Annotated in this window: 9 protein-coding genes; 4 read left to right on the top strand and 5 right to left on the bottom strand. The window is 47.2% G+C overall.

The features are described 5' to 3' along the window. Window positions 1-90: 90 nt before the first annotated feature. From aroG to Q0Z62_RS00035, 3 genes are all read left to right on the top strand, one after another. Complete coding sequence (gene aroG, locus Q0Z62_RS00045; protein ID WP_269901598.1) at window positions 91-1,149, top strand: 3-deoxy-7-phosphoheptulonate synthase AroG; 1,059 nt, start codon at window positions 91-93, stop codon at window positions 1,147-1,149. A 170-nt stretch (window positions 1,150-1,319) separates the two neighbouring features. Further along, on the top strand, window positions 1,320-2,435 hold the full coding sequence (gene mnmA, locus Q0Z62_RS00040) for a tRNA 2-thiouridine(34) synthase MnmA (RefSeq protein ID WP_298049994.1): 1,116 nt from the start codon (window positions 1,320-1,322) through the stop codon (window positions 2,433-2,435). Window positions 2,436-2,456: 21 nt separating this feature from the next. Beyond that, the gene (locus Q0Z62_RS00035; protein ID WP_269901600.1) at window positions 2,457-3,278 is read left to right on the top strand and encodes a sulfite exporter TauE/SafE family protein; all 822 of its coding nucleotides are present in this window, start codon (window positions 2,457-2,459) and stop codon (window positions 3,276-3,278) included. A 61-nt stretch (window positions 3,279-3,339) separates the two neighbouring features. On the opposite strand, the gene Q0Z62_RS00030 is transcribed toward Q0Z62_RS00035, so the two are convergent. Next, window positions 3,340-3,948 carry a glutathione S-transferase N-terminal domain-containing protein gene (locus Q0Z62_RS00030; RefSeq protein ID WP_269901601.1) on the bottom strand — a complete coding sequence of 203 codons (609 nt, stop codon included), beginning with the start codon at window positions 3,946-3,948 and terminating at the stop codon, window positions 3,340-3,342. A 321-nt stretch (window positions 3,949-4,269) separates the two neighbouring features. Here Q0Z62_RS00030 and purB point away from each other — a divergent pair, with 321 nt between their 5' ends. Continuing rightward, window positions 4,270-5,646, top strand: a complete 1,377-nt coding sequence (purB, locus tag Q0Z62_RS00025; protein ID WP_298049990.1) for an adenylosuccinate lyase — start codon at window positions 4,270-4,272, stop codon at window positions 5,644-5,646. A gap of 93 nt (window positions 5,647-5,739) precedes the next feature. Here purB and ribA read toward each other — a convergent pair whose 3' ends face one another. From ribA to dsrO, 4 genes are all read right to left on the bottom strand, one after another. Next, window positions 5,740-6,333 (bottom strand): GTP cyclohydrolase II, encoded by a 594-nt coding sequence (ribA, locus tag Q0Z62_RS00020; protein ID WP_298049987.1) that lies wholly within the window; start codon window positions 6,331-6,333, stop codon window positions 5,740-5,742. 126 nt (window positions 6,334-6,459) lie between these two features. Then, entirely contained in the window at window positions 6,460-9,609 is a 3,150-nt protein-coding gene (locus Q0Z62_RS00015) for a molybdopterin dinucleotide binding domain-containing protein (RefSeq protein WP_298049985.1), read from the bottom strand. Between the two features lie 38 nt (window positions 9,610-9,647). After that, window positions 9,648-10,685 carry an NrfD/PsrC family molybdoenzyme membrane anchor subunit gene (gene nrfD / locus Q0Z62_RS00010; RefSeq protein WP_298049983.1) on the bottom strand — a complete coding sequence of 346 codons (1,038 nt, stop codon included), beginning with the start codon at window positions 10,683-10,685 and terminating at the stop codon, window positions 9,648-9,650. A gap of 14 nt (window positions 10,686-10,699) precedes the next feature. Continuing rightward, the gene (gene dsrO / locus Q0Z62_RS00005) at window positions 10,700-11,467 is read right to left on the bottom strand and encodes a sulfate reduction electron transfer complex DsrMKJOP subunit DsrO (protein ID WP_269901606.1); all 768 of its coding nucleotides are present in this window, start codon (window positions 11,465-11,467) and stop codon (window positions 10,700-10,702) included. Between the last annotated feature and the right edge of the window lie 12 nt (window positions 11,468-11,479).

Raw genomic sequence — 11,479 nt, 5'->3', positions numbered from 1 at the left:
GCAAATAAGATTCCCAACTAAAGCCGCCAGCGCTACAGGCGGCTTTTTTTGTGCCGCCAAAAACTGGCACAACCAAAATGGAGTTAAAACGTGTCGCATAATACTGATGATTTACGTATTCGGGAAATTAAAGAGTTAAGTCCTCCTGCGCATTTAATGCGAGAGTTTCCCTGCTCAGTAGAGGTTTCTTCGGTAGTACACGAAGCACGCCATGCTATTCACCAAGTATTACACGGTGAGGATGATCGGTTGGTCGTTGTGATTGGGCCTTGCTCTATTCATGACACCGAGGCCGCCTTGGATTATGCTCGTCGCCTTGCCCCATTGCGAGAGTCTTTGAAGGGTGAGTTGGAAATTGTAATGCGTGTGTATTTTGAAAAGCCACGTACTACAGTGGGCTGGAAAGGGCTTATCAATGACCCTTGCTTGGACGGCAGCTTTAATATCAATCAGGGATTGCGCACAGCACGTCAGCTTTTGCTTGAGGTCAATCAGATGGGTTTACCTGCTGGGTGTGAGTACTTGGATATGATTACGCCTCAGTACATTGCGGATTTAGTTTCATGGGGTGCTATCGGAGCACGTACAACGGAAAGTCAGGTTCACCGAGAATTGGCGTCTGGGCTATCTTGTCCGGTAGGTTTCAAAAATGGGACGGGCGGTAGCACTCGTATTGCGATTGATGCCATTAATGCAGCGTCACAACCGCATCACTTTTTATCTGTAACTAAAGGTGGGCACTCGGCCATTGTGTCAACCAAGGGTAATGAGGACTGCCATATTATTTTACGCGGTGGTAAGGCTCCCAATCATGATGCCCAAAGTGTAGACCAAACGGGCAAAGACATGCAGAGCTCTGGGCTACGTCCTCGCATTATGATTGACGCAAGCCATGCGAATAGTAATAAAGACTACCGACGCCAACCTATTGTGATTGATGAGGTTTGTCAGCAGGTCGAGGCAGGTGATGATCGTATTTTTGGTGTGATGGTGGAGAGCCATTTGGTCGCTGGACGTCAAGACATGGTCGAGGGCAAAGAGTTGACTTACGGTCAAAGTATCACCGATGGGTGTATTGGTTGGGAAGAATCTGAAGCCGTTCTAGAGCGTTTGGCTCAGGCTGTTCGTATACGTCGCCAAAAAGCATAATTAATAACCATAATGGCAATAAATAGGGGTGTGGCTGGTTAGCTGCAGCCCTATTTTCTTTTTGACACAGAACCTATCGTATCGACGTGCAAGGTGAGGCACACGGGGTACAATATAAATTACTTCTATTTATAGGTTTAGGTTTTAAACCGATTTTTATTGTTTTTATTATGACATCATCTACAGCCTCTAAAGGGCGCGTGGTTATTGGTCTTTCTGGTGGGGTAGACTCCTCGGTATCAGCCTGGTTATTAAAGCAACAGGGTTACGAGGTGATTGGCTTATTCATGAAAAACTGGGAAGACGATGACGACAGTGAGTATTGTTCCTCTCGTCAAGATTGGTTAGACGCCGCGAGTGTGGCTGATTTGCTTGGCATCGAAATAGAGGCCGTGAATTTTGCCGCTGAATATAAAGACCGTGTGTTTGCCGAGTTTCTACGTGAGTACAAGGCAGGCCGTACACCGAACCCCGATGTACTGTGTAACGCTGAAATTAAGTTTAAGGCATTTTTAGATCATGCTATGGGCTTAGGTGCAGAGCTAATAGCGACTGGTCACTATGCACGTGTTCGTGCCATAGATACGTCAGAGGGTAGGCAGTATCAACTCCTTAAAGGGGTTGATCAGTCTAAAGACCAAAGTTACTTCTTACACCGTTTAAATCAAGCGCAGTTGTCACGTACTTTATTTCCCTTAGGCGAAATTGAAAAAACAGAGGTACGTAAAATTGCAGAGCAATTACAGCTACCTAACGCAAAGAAAAAAGACTCAACGGGTATTTGTTTTATCGGTGAGCGTCCTTTCCGTGATTTTTTAAATCGCTATTTACCGACTAAACCTGGATTGATTAAAACTCCCGAAGGTCAGGTGGTTGGCGAGCACATGGGCTTAGCTTTTTATACCTATGGCCAAAGAAAAGGCCTAGGTATTGGTGGGATTAAAGGCAAGCAGCGTGCTGATGGGACGGCTGATGCATGGTATGCCGCACGTAAAGACTTGAAAAATAATGTGCTCTATGTGGTTCAGGGCCATGATCATCCGTGGTTACTAAATCATCAATTATCTGCAGAGAATCTTAGCTGGACAGCAGGGCATGCTCCTACGTTGACATCTTGTGCAGCAAAAACACGTTATAGACAAAGTGATGCTTCATGTCAGATTGTGCAGGCCTCAGAGACAGAATTACAGTTGAATTTTGACGAGGCTCAGTGGGCGGTGACTCCAGGGCAGTCGGTGGTGCTGTATGACGGGGATGTATGTTTAGGCGGCGGCATCATTCAGTAATTGTGTTTTTTTGAGTTTGTAATGGATCCTACCTTTATTATTGCTTTTGCAGCATTAGGTGCGTTTGTGGGGTTTGCTGCTGGCCTATTAGGAATAGGCGGCGGTATGATCTTAGTGCCGTTTTTAAACTTTTTATTGCCGATGTTGGGGGTGCCACCATTAATCGCAGTACATGCTGCTATTGCAACTGCTATGACCACGATTATTTTCACCTCAGTGTCCAGCATGCGAGCCCATCACGCGCATGGTGCCATACGCTGGGATGTAGTGAAGTTAATGGTACCAGGGTTGTTAATAGGTGGGCTGCTGTCTGGTGGTGCCGTTTTTGCCCATATCAATGGTTTGGTGTTGGCCATTATTTTTGCTTTGTTTGTGGTCTACTCAGCAATCAAAATGTTTAGAAATTCCCCGCCGCCAGTGGGTGGGGCGCTCCCTAAACCGTGGGTTGTAACGGCATTTGGTGGATTGATAGGTTTTATTTCTGGGTTATTGGGAGCGGGGGGCGGTTTTTTGTCCGTGCCTTTTATGGTTCGATCCCATATTCCAATGAAAAAAGCCATTGCCACCTCAGCAGCTTTAGGCTTTTTTATCGCTGTGGCTAATGGGATAGGCTATGTGCTGTCAGGATCAGAATACACAAGCATAGAGGCTGGTATGCTGGGCTATGTGTACTGGCCTGCCTTAATTGTTTTAACAGCCATGAGCATGCTGACAGCGCCTTTAGGGGCAAAGCTAGCGCACCGGTTACCAGTGGTGGTGCTAAAGCGTATTTTTGCTTCTATGTTATTGGTGTTAGCTATTCAAATGCTAATTGAAACTATCCGGGTACATTGGTTTATGTAATAAACGGGTCATAAGCAAAAAAGACTTCCTGGCAGGAAGTCTTTTTTATATATACACAGGATTAGGGTGTAGTTGCTTGGAAGGAAGGGCGAGCCTCTAGTCTTTCCATGAGCTGAGCGAGCTTTTCGTAATCTTCGCGCCAAGTGATTTCAGGAAAGCGTAAGTCTAAGTAGCTAAGAGCGCAGCCCACAGCTAAGTCCGCCAAGCTAATGTTAATGCCAAGGCAATAGGGCGTATCCGCTGAGAACTCGGTATCCATATATTTTAAGGCAGCGTGTATTTTGCCTTGTTGGCGAGTTATCCATGCCTGACTTTGTTGCTCTGGAGAGCGACGAGTGAGTTCAGTGTTGATTGCCCATGCAGCATCCATGATGCCATCTGCTACGGCTTCCCACGCTTTAGCTGAGGCACGTTCACGGCCTGATTGAGGCAATAAACGTCCTACTGGCGATAAGGTGTCCAGATATTCAACAATAACGCGAGAATCGAACAGACTGCCGTAGTCATCCATGATTAAACATGGAATTTTGCCCAGTGGGTTGTACTGCTGAATGATCGTATCATCGGCCCACACGTCTTCGAGTAGTAGTTCGTAGTCGAGTTTTTTTTCTGCCATTACGACGCGAACTTTACGCACGTATGGGCTGGTGAGTGAACCTAGAAGTTTCATAGAAATACAAAGTAAGTTGTAAGCTAAAAAAGTATAGCAAGAACCCAGAGGAAAACTGTGTGTAAAAGCAGTATTTATGGTGGAGCGAGGGCTTTCGCCCTGTTTTGTGGTTTATATGTCATGATTTGTTCCATAATCAAAGAGAAACTGGATTTTTACATCGATTTATGGTCAGAGCGTAGGCTTGTTTTTCACTTTGATGCATAAACTAACAAAAAACTCAGCTTTGGATGTATGGGTTGATTCTCGCTAGGGACATCAAGATTTAGGCTATGGGCGGTGGTAGAATAGAGCTTTGCCTACTTTCTTTTCTTTACTATCATGCAAATAGCAGATCAACTTACTCCTTTAAACGCGCTGTCTCCTTTAGATGGTCGTTACGCGGGTCGCAGCAATGCATTGCGCGGTTTATTATCCGAAGCCGGTTTCATGGCGCATCGAGTCGAGGTCGAGGTCGCGTGGTTAATTGCCTTGTCTCAGGCTCAGCTACCAGAGCTGCCGGCTTTTTCTAGTGCCGCTAAAGATCGTTTAAACGCATTAGTAACACAATTTTCTGAATCCGATGCCCAACGCATTAAAGACATTGAGCGCGTCACTAATCATGATGTAAAGGCGGTGGAGTACTGGCTCAAAGAACAAGTTCAAGATGACGCAGAGTTAAAAGCTGCCGCTGAATTTATTCACTTTGCATGTACCTCCGAGGACATTAATAACACTTCACATGCATTGATGCTGATTCGTGCGCGTGAGCAAGTTATTTTGCCGCAATTACAAAAGGTATGTGACGAGATTAAAGCAAAAGCCCATGAGTACGCTGATCAGCCATTATTATCCCGTACACATGGTCAGCCAGCTAGCCCAAGCACAATGGGTAAGGAATTTGCAAACGTAGCTGCTCGTTTACAACGTGCCATTGATGCCATTGCAGCGGTTCAACCTTTGGCTAAGTTAAATGGTGCTACCGGTAATTACAATGCACACCTAAGCGCATATCCTGAAATCGATTGGCCTACATTTAGCAAAAACGTGCTGAATGGATTAGGTCTAGTCCAAAACGAGCACACCATTCAAATTGAGCCACACGATTGGATGGCTGCCTTGTTTGATGCCGTGGGTCGAGCTAATACGATTTTGTTAGATTTCAACAGAGACATTTGGGGCTATGTGGCATTGGGCTACTTTAAACAACGTCTCAAAGAGGGCGAAATTGGATCGTCCACGATGCCGCATAAAGTTAATCCTATTGATTTCGAGAACTCCGAAGGCAATATAGGTTTGGCTAATGCTGTATTACGTCACCTATCTGAAAAGCTACCCGTCTCGCGTTGGCAGCGTGACTTAACGGATTCAACCGTGCTACGTAATTTAGGTGTTGGGTTTGGGTATTGTATGGTGGCGTATGATGCGTGTTTACGTGGTCTAGCTAAGCTAGAGATCAATGCTGCTGTTATAGATAAAGACATTGATAACTGTTGGGAAGTCTTAGCTGAGCCAGTGCAAACCGTAATGCGTCGCTATGGCTTAGAAAATCCTTACGAGCAACTAAAAGAGTTGACTCGAGGTAAAGGGATTAACGAAGTAGGTTTACGTGAGTTTATTTCAGCTCTCGCCTTACCAGAGTCAGTAAAATCAGATTTGTTGGCGATGACGCCGCGCAGTTATATTGGTTTAGCGGCACAATTGGCTAAACAAATTTAAAGGTAGATAGGTATAAAAAAAGGTCATTTTTGAAATGACCTTTTTTATTAGGCTTGAGTATCGTAGCCTTAGGAGTTGAAATGAAAACAAGTCTTAATTATCGTCATTAAAAAGGTGACCAAGTTTATCTGCTTTGGTTCGTAAATAAAAACGATTATAAGGATTAGGTGTAATGCGGTGCTCAATTCGCTCGATGACGTCGTAGCCCATGTTCTCTAAGGCATTAACTTTACGGGGGTTGTTTGTCATGAGACGCACGACTTTAATATTAAAAAAATCCAGCATCGGACGACAAAGCTCATAGTTACGCTCATCGGCCTCAAAACCGATGAGTTGATTGGCTTCTACCGTATCGGCACCTTGATCTTGTAGATGGTAAGCTCGGATTTTATTGACTAGGCCAATGCCTCGACCTTCTTGGCGCAAGTAAAAAACAGCGCCTCGACCCGTTTCAGCCACACGCTGAAGGGCTTTTTCGAGTTGAGGGCCACAGTCGCAACGCAAGCTAAACAGGGCATCTCCGGTAAGACACTCTGAGTGTAGACGTAACAGAACAGGCTCAGGAGTACGCAGGTCTCCCAACGTAATGGCTAAGTGTTCTTTTTTTGTTTCTTTTTCAATAAAAACGTGGAGAGTGAAATCAGCCCAAGGCGTAGGAAGCTGGCTAGATGTGACGTAGTTCAACAAAACAAGGTATCCAAATAAAGCAAAGCATAAACTATTTTAGTTTGGTTAATATAGCACTAGGAGCATAAAAAAAGCACCCTGAATACTAGCCCAAGGTGCTTTTGGTCTAATCGCTAATAGGTTTGATTAGACTTTTTCAATTCGTGCTGGTAGGCCTTGGCGTACTACAGCACCAGATACCCAATCAATCCAAACGTTATTGTGATCGCCTCGGGTGGTGTCGCGGAAGCCCAAGTCGTTGATATTTACCCCAGCGGATAGAGCTGGGTTATGTGGCATATCTTTACCATCGACTGAGTGGGCTCTAGCCCCTAGTTCCTTATGGCCATAGCCGTGCTCTATAGCAATAGCACCGCGCATGACGCCGTCACGAATCATAGCGACGCCTTCGGCTGAGCTACCGGGTGAGACCAAACGAATACGATCGCCGTTGTTGATGCCTAGCTCTTTGGCATCCTCACGATTTATTGAAATCGGATTATGAGGATGCACTTGTCGTAGACGATCCACAGCAATAGATAATGAGCTCATTAAGTTCGACTTGTATGAGGTCATTAAGAAAGGCCAGTCCTGATTGCTATAGGTTTGACGCATATCAGAGCCATCAGCAAGACGAGTTGGGTACCAGGTTGGGCAGCCACTATTGTTTTCACCAGTGATAGAGTGCTTTGTTTTAAATAAGGCCTCATCCCAGACGGGTAGCATGTGTGGGTGTGCGTTTTTCAGGTGGCCTTTGTCTTCGTCCCAAGCATCTTTAATCTCATCAAATCGTCCTCCACGGCTCATCACCATTGCGACTTTACGCCACTCGTCCTCGGTGACTCGCTCTTGGATCGTATCCACATAACGAGTTAAGCCGGTTAAGCGAATATCATCATCCTGGGCATCGGCGACAGGGCGTTTCATACCATAGGCAATATTAGCAAAGCCGCGGATGTAAAAATCTGCAGCCGTGTCTAAGGGGTAACGGTCGTCGCTGTTTGGTTTGCCAATTGCATTTTCACCAAAGCCAGGCATACCAATGCATTTTGCCACTGAGATCAAGAAGCTTTCTAATGAAATAGGTTGCCCTTCTGCGGTGCGAGCGACTTTAGGCTCTAATACGGGCCAGCGTACAGTGGATGTTTTTGCGATAACGTCAGCCCAAGGGGCAGAAACACCCCAGCTTTCGTAGGTCACCGTGTCAGGCACAATATAGTCAGAAACGGCAGAGGTTTCGTTAATAAAGGGCTCTATAGAGACAATAAGAGGTAGCTTTTTAGGATCGCAAAGATCGTCGTAAAGCGCATTGCGCATTCCTGCTATACCATAGAGAAAGTTACCCATATGGTTAATCCACGCTTTGGCTTTGTAAGGGTAGCCAGCCATACCAGAAGCAATGAGCTCGGAGCTAAGAGCTCCCCCAACGGTGGGGTACCATGGTGCTGGGGCTGGGTATGGGTTTTCTCCTGCCGCAACGCGACGCTTGTATTCTGAGGATTTCTCGTAGGCCATGCGGTTACGGGACAAGGCTAAACCTTTAGGTTGGGCTTGGCCTTTAAAGCGGAAGTCATAACGAGGGCCAGGGCCAAATGGACCAAATGGGCCTGCATCAAGAACTAAGCCGCCTTTGACGTTTAGGTTTCCAACTAAGGTATTGAGCATGGCAATCGCGTAGGCGGTGTAGAAACCGGAGCCGCTCATGGTACCACCGTGAGCATCAACCACAGCACGTTTGCCGTAGCTAGTGAACTCTTCGGCTAAATCCTGAATGTCTTTAACTGAAATCCCGCAAATTTCACTGTATTGCTCGAAGCTCATGCGTTGTGACTCTTCACGCAGCTTGCTTAACGAGGAGCATACCTGAATGGGGGCTTCACCCAGACCTGCCGCTGAGACCTCTCGGCTTACAAATAGCTCTGCTGCCTCAAGTATGGTGTGAGGAGCTAAAGAGCCATCTGCACGTTGAACAACATACACGTCTTCTGGCTTGTCTTCACCCTCGGCGGCTTCGTTGATAGGCCAGCCTAAGTCAGCTCCACGTAAAAACGTACCAAAGCGAGGGTGCTGTGGGTCGTTGATCATTAAGTGGGTAGCATTACACCAGGAGGCTTCTCCGGCCGCTTTCATGGCTTCTGGGCCGGGTTGTGACAACATCACACTATCAAAGCGCTCATTTTCTAACATCCAGCGCAATAGAGCCATGACCAAGGCTAAATCGGTTGCTGGTTTGACCGCCATCCAACGGTTTCCTGAGCCTGCAGCTAAGCTGGAGGAAGTAGGCAGAACCGGAGAGACTACGACGTATTTGAAGGTGTCTTCTTTACGTGATCTGGCTTCGGCTAACTCACGGCCTTGGCGTTGGAATGGGTTACCCGATTGGGCGGGGGCCGCACCGATAAATAAGCCAAATAAGGCGTTGGACCAGTCAGGTTTACCATGAGGCATGCCTTTTACGTCGCCAAGCGCTAAACCAGCACCTATACGGAAGCTCTGGCCGCAGTAAGAGCCGTGGTTAGCGCGGTTCATCGTACCAAAGGATTGCTCTGCAAAGCGGCGGATCAAAGGAGTACGACCTTCGTTACCTGCGTCGGTAACGATAAGTTGGTTGGAGAGAGGGCCGAACTCTGGATTTTCTGGGTCAATCAGCGTCTCGCGATCAAAAATAGCGCGTAGGCCGTCTACATGGCCTTCGCCAAATAAATCACCGCCTTCGCAGACCTCTTTGATCAGTTGCTCAAAGCTAATGCTTTCCCATTTACCTTCGCCGCGTTTTCCTACCCGTTTTAACGGTGAAAGGACGCGGTAGGGGTTATCGACTTGTTGTTGCATGGAGCTGCCACGAGCACAGGAGGTGGCACGGCCTTCGATGCCGTACTCTATGCCTAGTTTGGCATAGACGTCACGGACTGGTAGCGCCATAGGAGCAGGTGTGGTTGTGGCCAACGGGTGATAAGGATTACCTGCAATACGTAGGATTTTATTATTTTCTTGGTCTACGCGTACACGCACCCCACACTGTGTCCAGCAGCCTAAGCAAAGAGAGGGGCTGACAACTTGACCGGGCTGAGTGGTGAGCTGGCCTGTGGCCTGATCAATAGTGAACTCAGGAGTGAGGGAGTTGCCACGTACGGCATGTTTAGGCGGGTGGCCTGCTGAGCCTTGGGTAAAGCCTTTGACTGCATTGACTACGGTATCGCTATAGCCTGCGGCAAACGCAGCCATACCACCGGCCGCTAAGGAGCCGTGTTTAAGGAGTTTGCGCCTATCGTTATTTGGTTTGTCTTGCTTACTCATAATAGTGTTTCCGTGTGTTTAATTATTAGAGAGTCAAATTATGCGGTTGGACGCAAGGCGGAGAAGGTGGGAAAGCGGTCTAGGAACCAAGTGATGATGGCAAGTAAAGCAATACATAAACCAAACACCCCAGCCATCCCTAATAGGCCATCACTGCCTAAAGGCATACTGTGTAAATAAAGGCCTGCACCATATTTAGGTACGCCTTGAACGCTCATTAAGACAATCCAACGGAATACCCAAGCTGCGCCCATCATGGTTAAGCCACAAATCAACGAGTGCATAGGGCTGCAGAGACGGTTCGGGTGTACACGCAACATAAAGAGCAAGAACAAAGCGAGAACAATAGAGGCGGTTAGGCTTAAACGCCATGTAGGGTATGAGCTAAAGAGATCCATTGCTGCAGGGAAAGACGCATCTAAACCCGCTAAACCACTCCCTACCCAAGCTAAGCCGCAAACACCCAGTAGTATCAACGCGGTTAGCCCTAAACGACGAATCAATAGAGAGGGTAGTGCAGCCATCCCGCCAGGTAGCCAACGACCTACAAACAACATGGCACCTAAAGCAGACAACCAGCCAGTGAGCGCAAAGTTAATAGGGAGGAAAATCGTATTCCAAAGTGGACGTGATCGCACAATCATAATTTCTGCGCCGGTATAGACCAAGATCGTAATAGCAGAGAAAATCAGGGCAATACCTACCAGACGCATGAGCCCATCTTTACGTAACCACCACAATAGGCAGAAAGCTAAGGCTAGCATAACAAAGATGGGTAGCAGTACTGCACCAATGGACATCCATGACCAAGGGGTGAAGTGAGCATAGAAATGCCAGAATCGAGCAGGCTGATGTAAGTCAGCTAATAGTGCTACCGGAGCAGCTATGGCACTCATTGCTAAGACTGTGACCGCTGCGGGTAATAACCGGCGGGCCTCAGATCCAGCGGGGCTGAATGCAATAAAAGAGGCTGTGATAGCTGCTGTAGTTGCCATCGCTACTAAAAAGAAATACTGCACAGCCCAAGGTAGCCAAGCGGCATCATAGGCAGGGGTTAGAATTTCGATAATATTCATGATGTACCGTCCTATTAGTATTCAGCGACTAAACGTACACTGGTTTGACCCTCTACCCCATTGACGAACTCATCTGGCATACCGATGTAGTAGACGCGTGGTGCGGTGTTCATATCAGGTTTGAGTACCTTGATGTCATCACTGTGTTCTTTGAGTTGTTGAGAGATCATGCTGTCTGGGTCATTAAGGTCACCAATAATACGGGCTCCGCCCACACAGGTTTCCACACAGGCCGGTAGTAGACCAACCTCTAAACGATGCTCACAGAACGTACATTTATCAGCCGTTTGGGTCTCATGGTTAATGAAACGGGCATCGTAAGGACATGCTTGAACACAGTAGGCACAGCCCACACAGCGTTCGTTGTCTACGAGCACAATGCCGTCGTCACGTTGGAAAGTGGCCTGTACAGGGCACACCGGAACACAAGGTGGGTTTTCACAGTGATTACAGAGACGAGGTAGATTAAACATGGCGGGTTGGCCGTCATCGTAACCTTCAACCTCGTATTGCAATACGGTGGTGCGGAATTGACCAATAGGGGGCTGGTTCTCCATTGAGCAGCCCACTGTACAGGCTTGACAGCCAATACATTTACGTAGATCTACCAACATACCAAAGCGTTTGCCCGTCATGCCGGGGCGGCGAGGTGGCTGATCGTTAATCCCAGCTTGGACGGGAGTAATAGGAATAACCGTGGCAGCGGCACCAACGCCTAGAAGGTTTTTAAGAAAGCCTCGTTTGCCCGGTTGTAATTGTTCAGTTTTTACCGTTTTTCGCATACGTCTACCTTT

Source organism: uncultured Paenalcaligenes sp. (genome assembly GCF_947630565.1).
GTDB classification, from domain to species: Bacteria; Pseudomonadota; Gammaproteobacteria; order Burkholderiales; family Burkholderiaceae_B; genus Paenalcaligenes; species Paenalcaligenes faecalis.
This window is presented reverse-complemented; position numbering and strand designations above follow the sequence as displayed.